Origin of the sequence: Gandjariella thermophila (assembly GCF_005405885.1) — a bacterium.
Taxonomy (GTDB): Bacteria; Actinomycetota; Actinomycetes; order Mycobacteriales; family Pseudonocardiaceae; genus Gandjariella; species Gandjariella thermophila.
This window is the reverse complement of the sequence record NZ_BJFL01000003.1, coordinates 370,411-390,749: the sequence shown is the minus strand read 5'-3', so window position 1 is coordinate 390,749 and position 20,339 is coordinate 370,411. Positions and strand designations below refer to the sequence as shown.

Below are 20,339 nucleotides of genomic sequence, written 5' to 3'. Positions count from 1 at the left end.
GCCCTGCGGCCGCGGCAGCGACTCCACCCCAGACAACGTCACGGCTGGGCACCGTACCGGTCACCACGACCCTCGTCAGCTCACCACGCTGACCAGCACACATGCCTTATCTGAACCGCATTGGCCCTGGAGGCGGCCTGCGACCTGCGTTGCCGGCCGGACGCCGGCCGCCGGCACGGCCGCCGGCCGGCAGGGCCAGCGGACCGCGCCCACACCTGTCGTTGACTGGCCGATCGTCCTCGCTACGCTGGCCCCCTCCCATGAGAGCCTGTTCCAGGACTGGAGGGGCCTGCGATGACGAGCCCGGGAACGCGCCGGTGTGAAGCCCCCGCGATCACGGCGCGCGTTCAGGGACGGGCACCGAGCGCCGCGCGCGGACGGGCGGTCGAAATATCCCTGGAGGGACGATGACGAGAGCGATGCGGTCTCCCGTGCGAACTCCCGCGGGAACCCCCCGTGAGGAGTCGCCGGCTTTCGGGAGCGTGGCCGGCGATCTCGGTTTCGACGGGGGTGAACCGCGCCCGCTGAACTACACGGCGATCCAGCAGAGCGAGGAGTTCGCCCAGCTTCGCAGGCGAATGCGCCGGTTCGTCTTCCCGATGACCGGCCTGTTCCTGTGCTGGTACATGACGTACGTGCTACTCGCCGCCTTCGACCACAGCCTGATGAACCAGAAGGTGGTCGGTCAGGTCAACCTCGGCCTGATTCTCGGCGTCGGGCAGTTCATATCCACGATTCTGATCATGTTGGCCTATCTTCGGTACGCGAAGAGGAATATCGACCCGCGCGTCGAGGCGATTCGAACAAAGGTGGGAGTCGTCGAGGAATGACGGTCCAGATCGCGGCTCCGGTTAGCGGTAACCCGACGCTCAACGTCGGAATCTTCGTCGTTTTCGTCGCCATCACGCTGTACATCGTGTACCGGGCCAGCAGCCGCAACACGACGGCCGCGGACTACTACGCGGCGGGTGGCGGCTTCACCGGTGTCCAGAATGGTATCGCGATGTCCGGTGACTTCCTTTCCGCGGCATCCTTCCTCGGAATTTCCGGGGCGATCGCGGTACACGGATACGACGGCTTCCTGTACTCGATCGGATGGGTCGTCGCCTGGCTGCTCAGCCTGATGCTGATGGCCGAAATGCTCCGGAACACCGGCCGATTCACGATGGGCGACGTGATGAGCTTCCGGATGAACCAGCGTCCGGTGCGCGCCGCCGCGGCGGTTTCCACGCTGGTCATTTCGCTGTTCTATATGCTCGCCCAGACGGCCGGCGCCGGCGGGCTCGTCGCGCTGCTACTCAACGTGAACAGCAAGGTCGGCCAGTCGATTGTCATCGTGATCGTCGGCCTGATCATGATCTTCTATGTGCTGGTCGGCGGCATGAAGGGCACCACGTGGGTGCAGATCATCAAGGCCGCGCTGCTGTTGCTCAGCGTAACCATGGTGACCGTCTTCATGCTCGGGAAGTTCGGTTTCAGTTTCTCCGCACTGCTCGAGCGGGCCACCGAGAACAGCCCGCTAGGCCAGGGGCTTCTCGGTCCGGGTGGCTCTTACGGAAAGAGCAATCTCACCAAAATCGACTTCGTTTCGCTGGCCCTCGCCCTGGTGCTCGGCACGTCCAGCCTGCCGCACGTGCTGATGCGCTTCTACACCGTGCCCAACGCCAAGGAGGCGCGCCGCTCGGTGGTCTGGGCCACGTGGTGCATGTTCGTCTTCTACCTGTCCACCCTGGTGATCGGGTATGGCGCCACCGCGCTGGTGGGCAGTAGCGCGATCCTGCACGCGCCCGGTGGGGAGAACTCGGCGGCGCCGCTGCTCGCCTTCACCATCGGCGGCACCGTGCTGCTCGGAATCGTGGCCGCGGTGGCGTTCGCGACGATTCTGGCGGTGATCGCCGGTCTCACCATCACCGCGTCGGCTTCCTTCGCGCATGACGTGTACGCGAACGTGATGCGGCGCGGTCAGGCGGACACCCGGTCCGAGGTCCGGGTGGCCCGGATGACCGCGATCGTGATCGGTGTGCTGGCCATCTTCGGCGGCATCCTCGCGAACGGTCAGAACATCGCCTTCCTGGTGTCGCTGGCGTTCGCCATCGCCGCGTCCGCGAACCTGCCGACGATTCTGTACTCGCTGTACTGGAGGCGGTTCAACACCACCGGCACGCTCTGGAGTATCTACGGCGGTCTCGGCTCGTGCCTGGTGCTGATCGTCTTCTCGCCGACGCTGTCCGGCACCTCGAAGTCGATTTTCCCCTCGGTTGACTTCCACTGGTTCCCGCTGGACAACCCGGGCCTGGTGTCGATCCCGTTCTCCTTCCTGTGCGGCTTGGTCGGCACGCTGGTCGGCGGCGAGTCCGGCGACTCGGGCAAGCAGGCGGAGATGGAGGTGCGGGCGCTGACCGGGATCGGCGTCGGCACCTGAGGTCGCGGCTCGCCGCCGCCGTGCCGGTCGCCGGCACGGCGGCGGGCGACGCCGAGATACGCACCGAAAAGGCACGATGTGGCTCTTGACCGGCTGAGGACCACCTGGGAAACCCTGGGGCGGGACGACCCGCTGTGGGCGGTGCTGTCCGACCCGGCCCGTCGTGGCGGCCGGTGGGACCTCGAGGAGTTCCTGGACACCGGGCGGGAACACGGCGAGATGATCCGCCGCGTGGTGGCCGGCGCCGGGCTCTCCCTCGGCGACCTGGTGCTCGACTTCGGTTGCGGCGTCGGCCGGCTGAGCAACGCGCTGGCCGAACTGGGCCCGCGGGTGGTCGGCGTGGACATCGCCGACTCCATGATCGAGCATGCCCGCCGCGTGGTGCGCCACCCGGACCGCATCGAGTTCGTGCACTACGACGGCCGGGCCTTGCCGTTCCCCGACGACCACTTCGACAGCGCCGCCAGCCTGATGGTGTTGCAGCACGCGCGCCCCGCCGTGCAACTCGGCTGCCTGCTGGAGTTACAGCGGGTGGTGCGGCCGGGCGGCGTGCTGCTCCTGCAGATCCCCAGCCGGCCCCGGCGCCCCGAACCGCTCCATCCCGCCGCCTACCGGGCCCGGCTCGACCTGCTCGACCCGCCCGCGACCGCGCGACCGGGCGAGCGGATCACGCTGCGGGTCCAGGTCACCAACGAGAGCGTGCACGCCTGGCCGGCCGACCGCAGGATCAACCTCGGCAACCACTGGTGGGCGGGTGGCGAGATGGTGGTGCGCGACGACGGCCGCTCGCCGCTGCCGGCCGAGTTGGCGCCGGGACAGTCCACGGAGCTCGACCTGCACGTCAGCGCTCCGGACGCCGAAGGACCGGTGGACCTCGAGGTCGACCTGGTGCAGGAGTTCGTGGCCTGGTGGGCGGACGTGGGCAGCGGCACCGCGCGCGCCGGCGTGACGGTCACCGCGGCCCCACCCAGCGACACCAACGAGGCGGCGGCCACCGCGGCCGGAGTGCCGGTGCCGGGCGGAACTGCCGGGTCCGAGACCGCGGAAGACACCGGCGGCATGGAGATGCATGGGCTGCACACCGACCTGGTGCGCTCCCTGTTCGCCCACTGCGGCTCCCGGGTGATGCTGGCCGAGCCCGACCAGATGGCCGGTCCGGAATGGGAGAGCTTCACTTACCTGATCCAGGTGTGACGGCCAGACCGTCACGTCTCGCTGATCGTCAGGCTTCGCCTTCGCGCGCTGTGTTGATTTCCTGCGCGCACGGCGATCGGCTCGGTGGGGCTCGGCCTTGGGTGTGGGGTTTTGCGTTGGTGCGCCTGGGGTCGCCGCGTCTCGCCGATCGTCAGGCTTCGCCTTCGCGCGCGAGGAGCGGGATCTGGCCGCCGGCCAGCACGGCGTCAAGTTGGCGGCGGGACAGCCGGTGCCGCACCGGGATGTCCCGGTCCTTGCTGGCGTTGCGGACTACGAGCTCACGATCGCCGGAGAGCGCCTCGCGCAGGCCGTTCACCACCAGCCGGTCGCCGGCATCGATGCGGTCGTAGTCGGCGGGGTCGGCGAACTCGAGCGCGAGGATGCCGAAGTTGGCCAGGTTCTGCCAGTGGATGCGCGCGAACGACTTGGCGATCACCGCGCGCAGGCCCAGGTGTCGCGGGGTGATCGCGGCGTGCTCGCGGGATGAGCCTTGGCCGTAGTTGTCCCCGCCGACCACCACGTGACCGGAGGTGTCCTTCACCTCGGCGGCCCGGCGCGGGTAGTCCTCGTCGATCTGGGTGAAGGTGAACTCGGCCAGCTTGGGGATGTTGGAGCGGAACGGCAATGCCCTGGCGCCGGCCGGGGAGATCTCGTCGGTGGAAACGTTGTCCCCGACCTTGAGCAGCACCGGCGCGTCGATGCCGTCCGGAAGTGGGGGGAAGTCCGGGAGCGAGGAGATGTTCGGCCCCTTGCTCAGCGGCTCCCGCAGGGCCTCCGCCCTGGGCAGCGGCGGCACCAGCATCGCGGCGTTCACCGAGGCACGTTCCGGCAGCCGCAGCTCAGGGTGGTCGATGCCGAGCTTGTCCGCCAGGTCGCGGGGGTCGATGATCACACCGGTCAGCGCGGCCGCGGCGGCGGTCTCCGGGGAGCACAGCCATACCGAGTCCTCCCTGGTGCCGGAGCGGCCCGGGAAGTTCCGCGGGAAGGTGCGCAGCGAGTTGCGGCCCACCGCGGGCGCCTGGCCCATGCCGATGCAGCCAAGGCAGCCGGACTGGTGGATGCGCGCGCCCGAGGCGATCAGGTCGAACGTCGCGCCCATCTTGGTCAGGTCCGAGAAGATCTCCCGGGACGTCGGGTTCACGTCGAAGCTGACCGCGTCGCTGGTCTGCCGGCCGCGCACGATGTGCGCCGCGATCAGGTAGTCGCGCAGCCCCGGGTTGGCCGACGAACCGATCACCACCTGGCTGACCACCTCGCCGGCGACCTCGCGCACCGGCACCACGTTGTCCGGCGACGACGGCCTCGCGATCAGGGGCTCCAACGCGGACAGATCGATCTCGTCGGTGACGTCGTACCCGGCGTCCGGGTCCGCGGTGATCTCCACGAAGTCGTTCTCGCGGTCCTCGGCGCGCAGGAACTCGCGCACCGCGTCGTCGGACGGGAACACCGTGGTGGTCGCGCCCAACTCGGCGCCCATGTTGGCGATCACGTGCCGGTCCATCGCGGACAGCCCGGCGAGGCCGGGCCCGTGGTACTCGATGATCCGGTTCAGCCCACCCTTCACGCCGTGCCGGCGCAGCATCTCCAGGATCACGTCCTTGGCGGACACCCACGGCGGCAGTTCGCCGACCAGGCGAACACCCCACACCTCCGGCATCCGCAGGTACAGCGGCCGACCGGCGAGCGCCATCGCGACCTCCAGCCCGCCGACCCCGACCGCCAGCATGCCGAGCGAGCCGGCCGCGCAGGTGTGCGAGTCCGAGCCGGCGAGCGTCTTGCCCGGCACGCCGAAGCGCTGCATGTGCGTCGGGTGGGAGACGCCGTTGCCCGGCTTGGAGTACCACAGCCCGTAGCGCCGGCAGGCCGAGCGGAGGAACTCGTGGTCCTCGGCGTTCTTCTCGTCCGCCTGCAGAAGGTTGTGGTCCACGTACTGCACGCTGAGCTCGGTCCGCACCCGGTCCAGGCCGAGCGACTCGAGTTCCTGCATGACCAGCGTGCCGGTGGCGTCCTGGGTGAGCGTCTGGTCGATGGTCAGCCCGATCTCCTCGCCCGGCGTCATCTCCCCACTGACCAGGTGGGCGGCGATGAGTTGCTGGGTGACGTTGCGACCCATGGGTACACCTTCCTTCGCCGGTCCAGGCGCACGGTGGCCGCTTGGGGTGCCGCGGCTCGACGCGGGCACTGCGACTCGCCGGCAGGTTCCCGTCTCCATGGTGGAACAGCGGACCGCCGGCCGCAGGTCGCCGATCGTCCCGCGCGGAGGCCTCGGCGGCGCGGAGCCGGAGTGGCGCCGGCGCGACATGCGAATACGGAACGTAGTTGCCGCGGGGGCGGTCCAGCTCACTCGATCGTGTTCTGGGTACTGTGCCCAGCGGTTTCGCGGTTGTCCGTCGCCAGGGGGCGGCGACGCGGGATCACCGCCGGTGACGGGTGGGGGTTCGCGGTCGGCGGGTGAGGCAGCGAAGGGCAGAGGGCACTGGTGGCGTCACATCCGTTCCGGACGCGGCCGCATTCGTGGCGGAAGTCATGGCGGCATTCGTGGCGAGGGCCGTCGCGGCGCCCGTGGCGGTACCTCGGTCAGCGAGTGGTGGCGGGGGTGCTCCTTCCGGGCGCGGTGTCCGCGGCCCTCGGCCTGGTGCCGCCGGCCGGCGCCGACCCGGCCACCGACCAGCTTCGCCAGTACCAGGACCTGAGCAATCAGCTGGAACAGACCAGCGAGCAGTTGCTTGACGCGCGTGAGCAGCTCAAGTCCTGGCAGGCCGAGGTCGACCGGGCGAACACCGACCTGGCGCAGGCCCGGCAGGCCGAGGACCGGGCGAGGGCGGCGCAGGAGGCGTTCCGCGGCCAGGTCGACCGGCTGACCGAGGCGTCCTTCGAGGGCGCCCGGCTGCAGCAGCTCTCCGCGCTGCTGACCAGCGACTCGGCCCGCGACTTCCTGGCCCGCTCCGCCGCGATCGCGCTGTTAGCGCGGGACAACAAGGATGCGATGGACCGGCTGTCGGCCGCCGCCGACCAGGCCGCCGACGCCCGCGGCCGGGACGAGGACGCCAGGAACCGTGCGGAACAGGCCAGCGCCGCGGCGGCTCGGCTGATCGCCGGCATCGAGCAGCGCCAGCGGGACCTGCAGGCCCAGATCCTCGCCGTCCGGGTGGCGCTGGGCCGGCTGGCCGGACCGGTGCGCGCCGGGCTGATCTCGGTGGGCGACATACCGGTCGTCACCGCGCCGGCGGGCGCGGCAGGCGCGGCGGTGATGTTCGCCCTCGACCAGCTCGGCAAGCCGTACGTGTCCGGCGCCACGGGTCCGAACGCGTACGACTGCTCGGGGCTGACCTGGGCCGCGTACCGCAGCGCCGGAGTGGTCCTGCCGCGCACCGCCGCCGCCCAGTCCGGCGTGGGGATTCCGGTGTCCCGGGACGACGTGCGGGCCGGCGACCTGATCTTCTACTACAGCCCGGTGCACCACGTGGCCATCGCCATCGACCACTACCGGGCGGTGCACGCCTCCACCGAGGGCGTACCGATCAAGGTGGCCAGCATCGACTCGATCGGCCCGCGCAGCGCGATCCGCCGCATCAGCGAGTGACCCTCCGCGCGCCGTCGACCTCGATGCGCCGCGCGGGCGCCGGTCCGGCACGATGAGCCCAGCAGGAGTTCGCTCCCGCACTACGGGAGAAGACACCCTGGAGGGACTGTCATGGCACAGGTGGTGGTCACGGCCGAGCGGGTGGTCGAAGGGGAGCCGGAGCGGGTGCTCGCGGCCCTCGCCGACTACGCCGAGACCCGGCCGAGGATGCTGACCGACAACTACCGCGAGTACGAGGTGCGCGAGGGCGGCCGCGGCGCGGGAACCCGGGTGCACTGGAAGCTTCAGGCCACCAAGAAGCGGGTACGTGACTGTCTGGTGGAGGTCAGCGAACCGGAGCCGGGGCGCCTGGTCGAGCGGGACACCAATTCGAGCATGGTGACCACCTGGACGGTGCGGCCGGCCGACGGCAACCGCAGCACCGTGCACGTGGAGACCACCTGGCGCGGGGCGTCCGGCATCGGCGGCTTCTTCGAGCGGACCTTCGCCCCGCTCGGCATGCGCCGCATCTACGACGAGGTGCTGGGCAAGCTGGACACCATCGTCCGGAGCTGACCGCTCCGTGCGGGTGAGACACGAGTCTCATCTTGGAAGTCTCCGGTGACGGCACCTGTTGTGCGGAAGTGAACAGACCGTAATCGTTTACGGAGGGGCTTCGCATGGCGCAGGTTCCGCGGATCGGGCTCAACAACGGCGTGGAGATGCCGCAGCTCGGCTTCGGCGTGTGGCAGGTGCCGGACGAGCGGACGCCGGATGCCGTGGCCGCCGCCCTGGAGGCGGGCTACCGCAGCATCGACACCGCGGCGATGTACCACAACGAGGCCGGTGTCGGCCGGGCCGTCGCCGCGTCCGGGCTGCCGCGCGAGGAACTGTTCATCACCACCAAGCTGTGGAACGACGACCACGGCTACGACGCCACCATGCGCGCGTTCGAGGCCAGCCTGCGTAACCTCGGGTTGGACTACCTCGACCTGTACCTGATCCACTGGCCGGTGCCCGGCGCCGACAGGTACGTGGACACCTGGCGGGCGTTCGAGAAGCTGCAGGCCGACGGCCGGGTACGGGCGATCGGCGTGTCCAACTTCCAGATCCCGCACCTGCACCGGCTGTTCGACGAGACCGACACGGTGCCGGTGGTCAACCAGATCGAGCTGCACCCGCGGCTGCCGCAGGAGGCGCTGCGCGCCTTCCACGCCGAGCACGGCATCGCCACCGAGGCGTGGAGCCCGCTCGCCAGGGGCGGGGATCTGCTGCGGCACCCGGAGATCACCGCGCTGGCCGAGAAGCATGGCAAGACGCCGGCGCAGATCGTGCTGCGCTGGCACCTGCAACTGGGGAACGTGGTGATCCCCAAGTCCGCCACCCCGGCCCGGATCAAGGAGAACATCGACGTGTTCGACTTCGAGTTGGACCAGGCGGACCTGGAACGGATCGCGACGCTGGACGACGGCACCCGGATCGGTCCTCACCCGGACCGTTTCGGCGCCTGAGGATCCCGTGGTGGGCCCGGCCGTCGTGCCGGGCCCACCGGGCTCGAAGAGCCACCGGGGCGTCCACAGTGGACGCGGTAGGCTGGTGTCGAGCCGCCCGGCGGGAGGGCACGGTGCGGCTCGTGGCCGCATGGAGGCCCCGGTGACCACCATCTTCAGCAGGTTCCTGTGGTCCCTCGCGCACCACGACGCGCCGACTCGGCCGTTCGTGCTCGGCGGGCGATGCCCGTGCGTGGAGGGGACGCACAGCTACGGTGTCGTGTCCGAGGAACACTTCCCGCAACTCACCCTGCGCCGGTACCTGTGCACCTGCGAGGGCTGCACCGACTGCGACGCCAGGCAGGTCCGCGTCTTCCCGCCGGCGGCCGAGCACGGCGACCCGGGCGGCGAGGCGCCGGTGTGGACCGCGCGACCAGCCTGACCACCGCGATCACCCGTTCGGAGTAGCTTCGGCGGGCTGGCGCGCACCATCGGTGGGTCGCCGGCCGCGCCGGTTAACGGACTGCTCACGAACCGGCGAAGAGCCTGGTCACAGCGTGGATTTCACCCATTTGGACGGGCAGGATGCGGGCACCCGAACCACCCCGCATTCCCCTAAGGACGGTCCATGGTGGGTTCCTCCCTGTCCGCGGGTGTCAGACGAGTTCTCCTCGCCGCCCCGCTCGCGTTGCTCACCGTGCTCGGTGCCGCCGCGGCGGCGCACGCCACCCCGTCGACGCCGCCGCAGAGCGGTGATGTCCGCGCCGTCGCCAAGCCGGGCAACGTGCACGACGGCGAGTGCGCCGGCGCCGGGCTGCCCGGCCAGGCGGTCGACGTCGAGGCGAACATCGACGGCAACACCTACATCACCATCACCGGCGTGCCCGACGGTGTCACCCTGACCGGCGTGGTGGTCAAGGGCAGCCCTGCCTACAACGTCTACACCGGGCTGACCGACTGGTCCCGGCTGCACGCGCCGCTGGCCGGCAAGAGTGGCCAGCCGGCGACGATCAGCCACTGGTTCGCCTGCGGCACCGGGACGAAGTCCTCCACCCCGAAGCCGCCGAGCACGTCCAAGCCACCGGCCAGCGGCTCGTCGACCGCGCGGTCGAGCACCCCGGCCGGCGGTGCGGCGGCCACCGGCAGGACCACGACCAGCGCGTCCGCGGTGGCCGCGGCGAGCGAGAACGGCAGGCTCGCCAACACCGGCTTCGACTCCGCGCTTCCGCTCGGCCTGGCCGCGGCGCTGCTGCTCGGCGGCGGCACCGCGCTCACCCTGGCCCGCCGCCGGGCCGCCCGCCGGCGCGGCTGAACCGCCGCGGCGCCCGTCGGGACCGGAACTGCTCCGGTTCCCACGGGCGCCGGGACGGCCCTGCGGTTACTTCGTCGGCGTGGCGACCAGGCCAGGGGCCTCTGTCGCCTTGATCCGCAGCGAGGCGCCGGCCGTCTCCGGGATGATCAGGATCGGCACCGCGGCGATCAGCGCGGCCGCCATCAGGTAGTACGCCGGCACCATGGTGCTGCCGGTCGCCTTGATCAGTGCGGTGATGACGAACGGCGCCGTGCCGCCGAACGCCGAGGTGGACAGGTTGTAGCCGATGGCGAAGGAGCCGTACCGCACCCGGCACGGGAACATCGCCGGCAGCGTCGAGCCGATCACGCTCAGCAGCAGCACCAGCAGCAGCGCCATCAGGCCCATGCCCAGCGCGGTCTGCACCACGCTGCCGTGCGACATCAGCACGAACGCCGGGTAGCTGAGCAGCAGGTAGCCGACGCACGCGGTCATCAGCACCGGCTTGCGGCCGATCCGGTCGGATAGCGCACCCAGCGGCGCGATCACCACCATCATCGCCAGCATGACGCCGATGGTGACCAGCAGCGAGGTGGTCTCCCCGATCTTCAGCGTCTCGGTCAGGTAGCTGGGCATGTAGGTGAGCAGCGTGTAGTCGGCGACGTTGATCAGCACGACGATGCCGATGAGGTTCAGGATCTGCCGCCAGTTCTGGGTGATCGTCTCGCGCAGTGGGGAGCGGGCCACCTCGTTCTCGTGCAGCATCGCCTCGAACGCCGGCGTGTCCTCCAGACGGGTACGCAGGTACAACCCGATCAGCCCGAGCGGGCCGGCGATCAGGAACGGGATGCGCCAGCCCCAGGCGAGCATCGAATCCTGCGGCAGGGCCACCGTGCACACCGCGGCGATCCCGGCGCCCAGGCTGAAACCGGTCAGCGTGCCGAACTCCAGCCAGCTACCCATGAATCCGCGCCGGCGGTCCGGCGCGTACTCGGCGATGAACGTGGCCGCGCCGCCGTACTCGCCGCCGGTGGAGAAGCCCTGTACCAGGCGGGCCAGCACGAGCAGTGCCGGCGCCAGCACGCCGACCTTCTCGTAGGTGGGCAGCACGCCGATGACGAACGTCGCCGCCGACATGAGGATGATCGTGGTGGCCAGTACCCTGCGCCGGCCGAACTTGTCGCCGAGCGGGCCGAAGAAGAACCCGCCGAACGGCCGCACCACGAACGACACCGCGAGTACGCCGAACGACGACAGCAGCGCGGCGGTGGACGAGTGCGAGGGGAAGAACACCTTGCCGATGGTGGCGGCCACGTAGCTGTAGACGCCGTAGTCGAACCATTCGATGCAGTTACCCATGGCACCGGCCGCCACCGCTTTACGCACGGTGGGCAGATCCGGCTCCTGGCGGTCTCGCTCCGCTGTCGGCATATTTGCCCCGACCTCCCGACATTGTTGCTTTCGCCAATAGTCGCCGACCCTAGCTGTCATCGCGGAGATGTCCAGCCAAACCGCGCTGGCACAAGGCTTTCAGCGGAGCGTTAGGCCAGGTCAGGGTGCGATTGCACGAAGTTTGCCTGAGACACCTTGGGTTCGCCACCGGGCAGCAGTCCACTATGGACATCGGCGAGTAGCGTCGAGGCCGCCATCCAGGTGAAGCCGCGCGGCCGAACGGCGCGCCACGGCCGCCCCCGGCGGTTCGCGCCGGCGTCACCGCCCCGTGCCGAGCCCGGCCGGCTCCGGCGGCCGGTTATGCCGCTACCGGAGCGCGCGGGGTGAACTCGGCCGGCCGCTCGTCCTGCAGGCCGAGCATCCAGGCCAGCGCCTGCTCCACCCGCTCCGCGGCGTGACCGTCGCCGAAGGGGTTGCCGCGCGCGGCCAGATCCGCGCGGACGTGCCGGTCGCGCAGCAACTCGCCCGCGGCACGGGTGATGCGGAGCCGGTCGGTACCCACCAGCTGGGCGCAGCCGGCCTCCACCGCCTCGGGGTGCTCGGTCGCCTCCCGAAGCACGAGCACCGGCACACCGAAACTGGGCGCTTCCTGCTGCAGCTCCACCGTGTCGGTCACGGCGAGGCTGGCCAGCGGGAGCAGCCGCGCCAGCTCCGCGGACGGCGGTGGCTCGATGGCGATGACCCGGACCAGTCGGCCGAGCGCCTGGTACACCGCGGCCCGCACGGCCGGGTGCGGGTGGGTGGACAGCACCAGCTCGACGCCAGGGTTGCCGAGCACCACGTCGCCGAGGGCGCGCAGCACGCGGTGCAGGGCGTCGTCGCGGGTGTCCCGGTGGTGCACCACCGCGAGCACCAGGCGGGCGGCGCCGGACCGCACCCGGATGACGAGGTCCTCCAGCCGGGGATCGGTGAACGGCACTGTGCGCTCGGCCGCCGCGAGTGCCGCGTCCACCGCGGTGTCGCCGACCACCACGACGTTGGGCCCGATCAGCGACTCCTCGGCCAGGTTGCGCGCGGCGGACGGGGTGGCCGGCAGGTGCAGCGAGGCGAGCTGGGCCACCATCCGGCGGTTGGCCTCCTCCGGGAACGGCGCGGTGAGGTCGAACGAGCGCAGCCCGGCGGCCAGGTGCACCACGGGCACTCGGCGCCAGAACGAGGCCAGGGCGGCGGCCAGAGTGGTGGTGGTGTCGCCGTACACCAGCACGGCTGCGGGTCGCCGGGCGCGGAGCACGCGGTCCATCTCGGCCACGAGCCGGCTGGCCAGCTCGGCCTCACCGACCGAGTCCCTGGCGGAGACGAGAGCGACCTCCGGGCACAGGCCAGATCCCTCGAGCGCGTGGCGGACCAGTTCCGGTCGCCGGCCACCGGCGACCAGGACCGGTCGCATGCGCCGCCTCCGCCGCATCACGCTGGCCACCGGAACGATCTTGGCGGCCTCCGCCGCGCAACCAACCATGAGGAGGACGTCCGGGCTGGTCGCCACCACCCCGTTGACGCCGGGCACGAGCGTGTGCCGATGCATGGCGCGCCCTCCTCCCCCAACGGGCCGCCGGCTCCCCGCGCCCGGGAAGCCCGAGCCGCCGCACGTCACCGCTCGGTGTGGCCCCCGGCCGGTGCGCACCGCGTGGTGCCTCTACCCCTGTCCTCGCGCGATCGACCCGGTTCGTTACCGGCTCCGTGGCCCTTACGGTCTCGCACGGTGTGTCTCGCTGCCGCGTCGACGCCGGCCTCTACCGCCGATCAAGTGATATGTATCACACATTAGACGGAATGATGGGCGACGGACCGCAGTCGTCATCGTAGCGGCCGCCTGCCGTGCCCCGAGTGGTCGCAGACATTCGGCCAGACAGCCGTTCAGCGATCCCCGGCGGCGGGAATCGCTCACTTCTCCGTCGCGAACTGTGAATTCCTCGACCGCTTCCACCACCGGTTGCTCCCGTTGGCGCTGGACTGCGCCGCGCCGGGGACTTAGCTTCTGCGCTGCGTACGGCCCGTTTGGCCGGGCGCGGCTGACGTCGTCCTTGTCGGGGGAGGAGATGCCCGGGCCGCCGTGTTGGGCTCGGCGGCGAGGAGTGGGAAGGAACCGTGATGAGGGTCATTCGAGCGTGGCGTCTGCCCGCGATCGTCGTGGTGGCGGCCTTACTCGGCGGATGCGGGATCGGCTCGGGGGACCAGAACTCGGTGGTCGGCAGGGCGGACACCCGCGGCAGGCTGACCATCGGTATCCGGTTCGACCAGCCCGGCCTGGGGTACCGGCGGCTGGACGGCAGGTTCGAGGGCTTCGACGTGGACGTGGCCCGTTACGTGGCGCACGAACTCGGCGTCGCTGACGGCGCCATCACCTGGAAGGAGACCCAGCCGGCGGACCGGGAGAAGATGCTGCAGAACGGTCAGGTCGACATGGTGGTTGCCGCCTACACGATCACCGAGAAGCGGAAGCAACTGGTCGACTTCGCCGGCCCGTACTTCACCGTCGGCCAGGACCTGCTGGTCCGGCTGACCGACCACACCATCAACGGCCCGCAGGACCTCAACGGCAGGAAGCTGTGCTCGGTGGCCGGCTCCACCTCGGCGCAGCAGGTGCAGGACAAGTACGCCAAGGGCACCCAACTGGTGCAGTACAACCGGTACTCGGACTGCGTGACCGCGCTGCTCGCCGGCATCGTCGACGCGGTCACCACGGACGACGTGATCCTCGCCGGCTACGCGGCGCAGGACCCGGAACTGCTACGGGTGGTCGGCAAGCCGTTCACCAAGGAGCAGTACGGCATCGGCGTGCGCAAGGGCGACAGCGAGGCGGTCAGGCGGATCGACGAGGCGGTCCAGAAGATGATCCAGACCGGCGCCTGGAAGGACTCGCTGCAGCGGAACGTGGGGCCATCCGGCTACCCGATTCCGCAGGCGCCCGCTGTCGCCCAGTAGTGACAAGGCGCCCGGAGCCCCAAGACGGGTGAGGGGCCGCCGGAGAACCGGCGGCCCCTCACGTTCGTCGTCGGTCAGCGCAGGGCGGACATGGACGACCAGGTGTTCCAGTCGATGGTCCAGTCGTAGAAGTCGCCGTCCGCCGGACCCAGCGGCACGCTCGAGCCGGTGACCTCCACCGGGTCGCCGATCACCGCGATGTCGTAGTACGCCTTCGCGTTGGCCGGCGACAGGTTCGCGCAGCCATGCGAGACGTTGCGCTTGCCCTGCGCCCACATCGACTCGGCGAGACCGTGGATGAACTCGCCGTTGTTCGAGATCCGCACCGCCCACGGCACGACCACGTTCTCGTAGTGGTACCGCGGGTTGCTCATCGAGTAGGTCGGACTCTTCGACATCACCACATGGATGCCGCTGTGCGTCACCCGACCCGGGTCCGAGTCCAGCCCGAAGCTCGCCGGGTAGTTGGCGATCTCCTGGCCGTCCCGGTACACCACCACCCGATGGGTCTGCGTGTTCGCCCTGACCACCTGTGCGTGGCCGATGGTGAACGTCGAGGTGACGTCCTCCCGGCCGTACGCGCCGTTGCCGAGGGGCACGCCGTAGAGCTTCGCCGTCACGGTGACCCTGGTGCCCGGCGGGTAGTAGGCCTTCGGCCGCCAGTGCACGTGCTGGCTGTCCAACCAGGCCCAGCCACCCTCGACCGGCACCGAGGTCTGCACGGACAGTGCCCGCTCCGCGGCGGCCTTGTCCGCGACCGGCGAGCTGAAGCTCACCACGATCGGCATGGCCACGCCGTATGTCTCGTTGTCACCGACGTTCAGGCTGCCCTGGATCTGCCTGGCCGGCCTGAGTGTATGGAACGACCCCGAGATCGGGACCGGCTTGCCGTCCGTCCCGCGCGCCGTGCCCGACCAGGTGTAGGTCCGGTCGTAACCGAGCGGCTCGGTCGTGGTCCAGCTGTGCCGGTCCGCGGCGAGCCGGCCGGCGACCGGCGCGCCCTCCGGGTTGGACAGTCGAACCTCGTCCAGCGTGCCCTCGGCCGCGGTCACCGTGATCGGGCCGGTCGGGCTGACGTCCGAGGCGCCGTCCGCCGGCTCGGTGGTGATCTTCACCGGAGTCTGCACCGCGGCCGGCGTGACCTTCCGCTCCGCCTGCGACTGCGTCGCGTTGCTGCTGTGCTCACTGGTACCGCATGCGGCGAGCGCGGGCGTCGCGGCGAGGGCCACCACTAACAGCGCGGCGGTACCCCACCGCCGGAGTGTCCGCACCGATCCCCCGTCATGCTTCACTACCGCCCCCTTCCTCAAGCACCACCCACGCCACATATCGACGCCCGAGGATGATTGATCGTTGGTTGGCCACGATGTGACTGTGGTCACATTCCCTTTCGCGGGCGCGGCTCGCGACCCGGTCGAGCGGCCCGGTCCGCGGGTGGGCGCCGCCCCATCCGGCCGAGCGCGGTTCCTCCAGAAGCACAGCGCGCTCTGTGGTCGCTTCCGTGCCGCGGCATGACACGATCATTGAGACTCCTCGCGTCGCCTCAAGTGTCGCAGAGCTTCATCCACGGAGCGGCCGATCCGCAAACCTGTTGCCACACCGAGATCATCGCTCCACCGAGCGGTCGGGTGAGGTCGCGCTCGGTCGGTAGTCGCGGTGGGCGGCAGGCACTAGGGTGACCGGTGCAGGCCGTGGTTTCTGTGTTCGTGCTCAACACGCTCGCGGAACTAGCGCGGGCGTTCTGTCTTCTCGTGAGGAGAACGGGACCGCCCCAGTACGGCCGGGGCTGCAGGGTGCAGTCCCAAACGGATCCTGCGAGGAGGCAGGCGTGGCGCAAGGCACTGTCAAGTGGTTCAACTCCGAGAAGGGCTTCGGCTTCATCGCCACCGACGGCGGTGGGCCGGACGTCTTCGTGCACTACTCGGAGATCCAGGGCAGCGGGTTCCGCACCCTGGAGGAGAACCAGCGTGTCGAGTTCGAGGTCGGCCAGGGCACCAAGGGGCCGCAGGCCCAGAACGTGCGGACGATCTGAACGTAGCCCAGCGCGAACGAGCCCCCGCCCGGTACCGGGCGGGGGCTCGTTTCGTTCTGTCCGTGTCTGGCGTCGTGTCGCCGAACCGCCGGGCTCGCCGCCTCACCCCCCGGGACGTCCGGCTCGCGGCCGGCGGGACGCGCGCTAGTCCGGGTCCTCCGGATCCACACCGGGGACCAGCCTGTTTCCGTCGTCGGCCAACTCGGCGGGGTCGAACCCTTCCGGCTCGCCCTGGACGGCCGCGCGGTTGCCGTCGTCGGCGAGTTCCTCAGGCGCCTCGGCGGCCGCAGGCGGGTGAATATCCGGTTCGAGCACCATGACCTCCCGAGTTCTCCGGGCTTGACGCGGCTGGCGAGCAGCCACGCACCATGGTGCCGCGAGCGCCGGCCACATGCGAGTGGGGCCCGGCCCGGCGGACGGCGTCTCGGGAAGGCTCGGGGTGAGCCGCATACCACCGGGTCAGTGCGGGTACGGGAGGTCAGTACCGAGGAATCGGGACCGGATCAGGCCTGCGGCCAGTGGGGCTGTGGGGGACGCTGGAAGCGCTGCCTGCGCTCGGCCTCCCAGCGCAGCCGCTCCAGGATCCAGTCCCTGGCCAGGCTGAGGGGGGATGTCTGCAGCTCCGCGGCGAGCTGACGAAGCTGCTCGTTGGCGGCCAGGTCCAGGCGGAGCTGGTAGACCTGTGAGTTACCGAAACGGCGGCCGGTTCCGGTGGTCTCGACGTCCTGTTCCGGGGCGAGGGCCGCGAGATACGACTCGAGTTCGTGGTCGGGCACCGTGTCCTCCGGCTGTGCGGGTGGGCGGTGACGTCCGGCCTTCGATCTGCCTAGTGATCCGATGGGGAGAGCCACGGCACGCAACCATAACGGTTCGATTGCGACGGGAGGTAGTGGGACTTGCCACAGCGGCGAAAGGGCCGGACATGGAGGGCCCCCGCGCCAGGGGGAGGAACGCGGGGGCCGGAGGGGATCTCCACAGGCGCTGACCGGGGGTGTGTCAGCAGGGGGATTGTTGCACGCTCACGCTCTTCGCGGGAGTGGTTCCGGTGGATTGAATGCATTCAGACCGCAGGTAGCTGCCCCGGGCGGGGGTGCGGCCGGACGCGGCCAGCCGGCCCACTCTGCCGCCACCCGGAGGGCGGGCCGGGCCGGCGGGGATCGTCGGGGTGGTCCTTCCACCGCTGGCGGGCGGTGACTCTCGCCCGGTTGGCCGTAACTTCTGCGCGCGAGGCGCAACGCACGGCCCCGACGGGTGACCGTGCGTGGTTTCCGAATCACACGGCGGGGGGCTGCGGGTGTGACACACCGTCGCTTAGCCTCGGCCGCCGAAACCCAAGGTGGGGAGGCATTATGAGCGAGTCCCTGGAACTGCGGAAGTACTTGTGGCAGCACGACGACGTGGTTGCCAGGCACTCGTCCGGTGTGCCCGCTCAGCGCAGCGGGGAGCCGTCGCGGATTTCCGAAGAGCAGGTGCACCGTGCCCGGCTCGCCGTGGCGCGCGGTGCCACGGACACAGAGGACTGCCGGTTGCTACTGGAGATGCTCGGGCTGGCGCCCGGGGAGGACGGGGTTCCGCCGGTCAGCAGGTAGGCCGTCCGACCCGTCGGCGGCCGCCTCCCGCCGGCCCGGCGACCGGTCGGAGGAGGTGGGTGGCGCAGTGGTGGTGGCTGCGTTCCCCACCTCGCTCCGAACGCGGGACGGCCCCTGACGTCACCCGTCCCGCCCGGTGCGGGCTCCCCTGAGACGCGCACCCCCCGTAACGCGCCTGCCGGGAGCCCACTGGAAAACATACCGAGCGGTCTCTTTTCCGGCAACGCGAGCGCGACGCCCTTTCCCCGGCATTGCCCCTGGTCATCGCCGGCCGGCGGCCATTCAGCGAAAGAGTGCACCAGATCGGGTGAAGCGGTAACGTCAGGTCGGTTCCTGATCGACTTTCGGATGCCTTGGTGCGTCCCGCACGGGTGGTGTGCCCGTCCGGGGCGGAACCGACGAGCCGGAGCCCACATGCCTCAGCAGCGCCGGGCGCGCGCCACACGGGAGGCCATCCTCACCGCCGCGGCAGAGGAGTTCGACCGCGTTGGCTACGCCGCGGCCCCGCTCAGCGCCATCCTGCGCCGCGGCGGCGTCACCAAGGGCGCCTTCTACTTCCACTTCCCCTCCAAGGAGGCAGTGGCTGAGGCAGTGGTGCGGCACATGCGCGCGGTGTGGCCGGCCGCGCATCGCCGGTGGCGGGACCGCGGCCTGGACCCGTTGCGCACCCTGATCGGGCTGCTCGACGAGGTCGCCAGGCGGCTGTGCGGCGACGTGGTGGCCCGCGCCGCGGTCCGGCTGGCCGAGGAGGGTCAGCCCGCGGCCTCCCGCCCCTCCCCCTTCCGCGCCTGGGAGCGCACCTTCGCCCTGCTGCTCGGTGCCGCCGCGGAGCGTGGCCTGCTCCGCCCCGGGGTGGATCCGGAGGCCGCGGCCCGGGTGCTGCACGCCGCGGTGATCGGCGCCTGGCTGGTGGACGGACCGCGACAGGGCACCGGGGCGTATCCGCAACGGATAGGCGAGGTGGTGCGCTGCCTGCTTCCCGGCGTGGCCACCGACGAGTGGCTGGCCGGCTGGCGCGCGGAGCAGCCGTGATCGGGCGGCGGTCACCGTCCGTGCAGGTGGTGGCGGCACGTGACGCACGCCCTACCCCCCGCTTTGGAGGACACGGCGATCGTGTCCTATGCTTTCCATGCTTCCAACGGGGCAGCCGTTGGAGGGCGCTGGTCCGATCGGCGAGCCGTGCGGACCGAGCCCCCATCGTCTAGCGGCCTAGGACTCCGCCCTTTCAAGGCGGCAGCGCGGGTTCGAATCCCGTTGGGGGCACGGCGAAGAAGCCACCAGGCCCAGTGGCGCAGTTGGTTAGCGCGCCGCCCTGTCACGGCGGAGGTCGCGGGTTCGAGTCCCGTCTGGGTCGCCGAGAGCGAACGGCCAGAAGGCCGGACGCCTATGGCCAGGTAGCTCAGTTGGTACGAGCGTCCGCCTGAAAAGCGGAAGGTCGGCGGTTCGACCCCGCCCCTGGCCACCCTCAACCCGCTGGCCTTTCCCCAGGTCAGCGGGTTTGTGCGTGATCTTGTCCAGCACGGTCGTTGATCCTCTACTCGCCGGTGTTGACCGTGGTTGACCGCTGCTAGTCGCACGTGGATCGCACGGCCTGACTCCCTCAAGCGGGGGGCCTTCGTGCCATCCCGTCGACCTGGCTGTGCCCGATCACGCCGTGGCAAGGGGGACAACCTCTGTCCATACTGGACGGTCGGTGCCAAGCTTGTCCCCCTTGCTGCGGCGTGATAGCCCTCCGGGAGGTCGGCGGGATGGCACGCCCCGGGGCCACCCGCGAACCGCAGCGTTGCGGCATTCGGGCTATCCCGGAGACCTGCCCGTCCGGCGAGGACATCTCTTCTTCTCTTGGCGTGCTCGCCGGCCGACCTCGGCCCGCCCGCGGCCCGCCGGCCCTGTCCGCCGGCCCGGCGCGGGACCGGCCGCCAGGCCGCACGCCCGCTTGCCGGGCCGGCACGGCTACAGCGGGCCGAGCGGGCTCGCGGTGCGGGCGTGGGCGCTGCCGGCCGAGCGGACCCGCGAGCACTGGCCAGCTCGGGAACCTCAGAGCCTCGTCCGTCGCCGTCACGGTGTTGGTGTCTCCTGTGGATCACGCCCTGAAGTGCCGGCGCGCTCGGCGGCGTTCCGGCGCGGGCTCGGCGGTAGCGGAGCGAGAGCCGAGGATCGCGCGCCTGTTCGAGCGCGCCGTGCGGCCCGTCAGGGCCGCCTTGATCCAGTAGAGAAAGTCCTCACCGTGGCCCTGGGCATCCCGGCGTCGCGCGGCGTGTGATCGGTCTGCGGCTCTCTGTGAACATGGCAACAATGTCCCGAGAAACCCGCACTATTTGTGCTAGGTGCGCACTTGCGATGCTATGCCGTACACTGAGTGCGTCTCACAGAATTGGGAGGTTT

18 protein-coding genes and 3 tRNA genes are annotated in these 20,339 nt (G+C 70.5%); 15 read left to right on the top strand and 6 right to left on the bottom strand.

What is annotated here, in order from left to right; genetic code table 11:
* Positions 1-482: 482 nt before the first annotated feature.
* The 3 genes from FFT21_RS05810 to FFT21_RS05800 all read left to right on the top strand — a co-directional run bounded on the left by FFT21_RS05810 (position 483) and on the right by FFT21_RS05800 (position 3,616).
* A complete protein-coding gene (locus FFT21_RS05810) occupies positions 483-830 on the top strand; it encodes a DUF485 domain-containing protein (protein WP_225978113.1) in 348 nt (115 codons plus the stop codon).
* Positions 827-2,422, top strand: a complete 1,596-nt coding sequence (locus FFT21_RS05805; RefSeq protein WP_137812679.1) for a monocarboxylic acid transporter — start codon at positions 827-829, stop codon at positions 2,420-2,422. Before FFT21_RS05810 ends, FFT21_RS05805 begins: the two co-directional genes overlap by 4 nt.
* A 78-nt stretch (positions 2,423-2,500) precedes the next feature.
* Entirely contained in the window at positions 2,501-3,616 is a 1,116-nt protein-coding gene (locus FFT21_RS05800; protein ID WP_137812678.1) for a class I SAM-dependent methyltransferase, read from the top strand.
* 151 nt (positions 3,617-3,767) lie between these two features.
* On the opposite strand, the gene FFT21_RS05795 is transcribed toward FFT21_RS05800, so the two are convergent.
* Positions 3,768-5,729 carry an aconitate hydratase gene (locus FFT21_RS05795; protein WP_137812677.1) on the bottom strand — a complete coding sequence of 654 codons (1,962 nt, stop codon included), beginning with the start codon at positions 5,727-5,729 and terminating at the stop codon, positions 3,768-3,770.
* A 483-nt stretch (positions 5,730-6,212) separates the two neighbouring features.
* Here FFT21_RS05795 and FFT21_RS05790 point away from each other — a divergent pair, with 483 nt between their 5' ends.
* The 5 genes from FFT21_RS05790 to FFT21_RS05770 all read left to right on the top strand — a co-directional run bounded on the left by FFT21_RS05790 (position 6,213) and on the right by FFT21_RS05770 (position 9,980).
* Positions 6,213-7,199, top strand: a complete 987-nt coding sequence (locus FFT21_RS05790) for a C40 family peptidase (RefSeq protein ID WP_225978112.1) — start codon at positions 6,213-6,215, stop codon at positions 7,197-7,199.
* Between the two features lie 111 nt (positions 7,200-7,310).
* Entirely contained in the window at positions 7,311-7,754 is a 444-nt protein-coding gene (locus FFT21_RS05785; RefSeq protein ID WP_137812675.1) for an SRPBCC family protein, read from the top strand.
* 104 nt (positions 7,755-7,858) lie between these two features.
* The gene (locus FFT21_RS05780) at positions 7,859-8,689 is read left to right on the top strand and encodes an aldo/keto reductase (RefSeq protein ID WP_137812674.1); all 831 of its coding nucleotides are present in this window, start codon (positions 7,859-7,861) and stop codon (positions 8,687-8,689) included.
* Positions 8,690-8,831: 142 nt separating this feature from the next.
* Positions 8,832-9,110, top strand: a complete 279-nt coding sequence (locus FFT21_RS05775; protein WP_137812673.1) for a hypothetical protein — start codon at positions 8,832-8,834, stop codon at positions 9,108-9,110.
* A 186-nt stretch (positions 9,111-9,296) separates the two neighbouring features.
* On the top strand, positions 9,297-9,980 hold the full coding sequence (locus FFT21_RS05770) for a hypothetical protein (protein ID WP_137812672.1): 684 nt from the start codon (positions 9,297-9,299) through the stop codon (positions 9,978-9,980).
* A gap of 66 nt (positions 9,981-10,046) precedes the next feature.
* On the opposite strand, the gene FFT21_RS05765 is transcribed toward FFT21_RS05770, so the two are convergent.
* Both FFT21_RS05765 and wecB read right to left on the bottom strand, forming a co-directional pair.
* Positions 10,047-11,390, bottom strand: coding sequence for an MFS transporter (locus tag FFT21_RS05765; protein ID WP_225978111.1), 1,344 nt, complete (start codon positions 11,388-11,390; stop codon positions 10,047-10,049).
* Between the two features lie 319 nt (positions 11,391-11,709).
* Positions 11,710-12,933: a non-hydrolyzing UDP-N-acetylglucosamine 2-epimerase gene (wecB, locus tag FFT21_RS05760; RefSeq protein WP_137812671.1), complete on the bottom strand. Its 1,224-nt coding sequence runs from the start codon at positions 12,931-12,933 to the stop codon at positions 11,710-11,712.
* A 566-nt stretch (positions 12,934-13,499) separates the two neighbouring features.
* On the opposite strand from wecB, the gene FFT21_RS05755 reads away from it, so the two are divergent.
* The gene (locus tag FFT21_RS05755) at positions 13,500-14,333 is read left to right on the top strand and encodes a glutamate ABC transporter substrate-binding protein (RefSeq protein WP_137812670.1); all 834 of its coding nucleotides are present in this window, start codon (positions 13,500-13,502) and stop codon (positions 14,331-14,333) included.
* 74 nt (positions 14,334-14,407) lie between these two features.
* Here the strand turns inward: FFT21_RS05755 and FFT21_RS05750 are convergent, their stop codons facing one another.
* A complete protein-coding gene (locus FFT21_RS05750) occupies positions 14,408-15,604 on the bottom strand; it encodes a L,D-transpeptidase (RefSeq protein WP_225978110.1) in 1,197 nt (398 codons plus the stop codon).
* Positions 15,605-16,161: 557 nt separating this feature from the next.
* Between FFT21_RS05750 and FFT21_RS05745 the strand changes: the two genes are divergently transcribed.
* Positions 16,162-16,365: a cold-shock protein gene (locus FFT21_RS05745; protein WP_137812668.1), complete on the top strand. Its 204-nt coding sequence runs from the start codon at positions 16,162-16,164 to the stop codon at positions 16,363-16,365.
* Between the two features lie 144 nt (positions 16,366-16,509).
* Here FFT21_RS05745 and FFT21_RS28760 read toward each other — a convergent pair whose 3' ends face one another.
* Both FFT21_RS28760 and FFT21_RS05740 read right to left on the bottom strand, forming a co-directional pair.
* Positions 16,510-16,680 (bottom strand): hypothetical protein, encoded by a 171-nt coding sequence (locus tag FFT21_RS28760; RefSeq protein WP_153816535.1) that lies wholly within the window; start codon positions 16,678-16,680, stop codon positions 16,510-16,512.
* A 188-nt stretch (positions 16,681-16,868) separates the two neighbouring features.
* Positions 16,869-17,141, bottom strand: coding sequence for a hypothetical protein (locus FFT21_RS05740; protein WP_225978109.1), 273 nt, complete (start codon positions 17,139-17,141; stop codon positions 16,869-16,871).
* 573 nt (positions 17,142-17,714) lie between these two features.
* On the opposite strand from FFT21_RS05740, the gene FFT21_RS05735 reads away from it, so the two are divergent.
* The 5 genes from FFT21_RS05735 to FFT21_RS05715 all read left to right on the top strand — a co-directional run bounded on the left by FFT21_RS05735 (position 17,715) and on the right by FFT21_RS05715 (position 19,416).
* Positions 17,715-17,954, top strand: coding sequence for a hypothetical protein (locus tag FFT21_RS05735; RefSeq protein ID WP_137812666.1), 240 nt, complete (start codon positions 17,715-17,717; stop codon positions 17,952-17,954).
* A 414-nt stretch (positions 17,955-18,368) separates the two neighbouring features.
* Positions 18,369-18,986, top strand: a complete 618-nt coding sequence (locus FFT21_RS05730; protein ID WP_137812665.1) for a ScbR family autoregulator-binding transcription factor — start codon at positions 18,369-18,371, stop codon at positions 18,984-18,986.
* Positions 18,987-19,144: 158 nt separating this feature from the next.
* Positions 19,145-19,217 (top strand) — tRNA-Glu (locus FFT21_RS05725).
* Positions 19,218-19,234: 17 nt separating this feature from the next.
* A tRNA-Asp gene (locus tag FFT21_RS05720) sits at positions 19,235-19,308 on the top strand.
* 34 nt (positions 19,309-19,342) lie between these two features.
* A tRNA-Phe gene (locus FFT21_RS05715) sits at positions 19,343-19,416 on the top strand.
* Positions 19,417-20,339 lie beyond the last annotated feature (923 nt).

Excerpts from the sequence above, each read along its gene's own strand:
- FFT21_RS05780 (WP_137812674.1), top strand. The coding sequence starts at position 7,859 with ATGGCGCAGGTTCCGCGGATCGGGCTCAACAACGGCGTGGAGATGCCG.
- FFT21_RS05755 (WP_137812670.1), top strand. The coding sequence starts at position 13,500 with ATGAGGGTCATTCGAGCGTGGCGTCTGCCCGCGATCGTCGTGGTGGCG.
- FFT21_RS05730 (WP_137812665.1), top strand. The coding sequence starts at position 18,369 with ATGCCTCAGCAGCGCCGGGCGCGCGCCACACGGGAGGCCATCCTCACC.
- FFT21_RS05785 (WP_137812675.1), top strand. The coding sequence starts at position 7,311 with ATGGCACAGGTGGTGGTCACGGCCGAGCGGGTGGTCGAAGGGGAGCCG.
- wecB (WP_137812671.1), bottom strand. The coding sequence starts at position 12,933 with ATGCATCGGCACACGCTCGTGCCCGGCGTCAACGGGGTGGTGGCGACC.
- FFT21_RS05765 (WP_225978111.1), bottom strand. The coding sequence starts at position 11,390 with ATGCCGACAGCGGAGCGAGACCGCCAGGAGCCGGATCTGCCCACCGTG.
- FFT21_RS05735 (WP_137812666.1), top strand. The coding sequence starts at position 17,715 with ATGAGCGAGTCCCTGGAACTGCGGAAGTACTTGTGGCAGCACGACGAC.
- FFT21_RS05805 (WP_137812679.1), top strand. The coding sequence starts at position 827 with ATGACGGTCCAGATCGCGGCTCCGGTTAGCGGTAACCCGACGCTCAAC.
- FFT21_RS05770 (WP_137812672.1), top strand. The coding sequence starts at position 9,297 with ATGGTGGGTTCCTCCCTGTCCGCGGGTGTCAGACGAGTTCTCCTCGCC.
- FFT21_RS05795 (WP_137812677.1), bottom strand. The coding sequence starts at position 5,729 with ATGGGTCGCAACGTCACCCAGCAACTCATCGCCGCCCACCTGGTCAGT.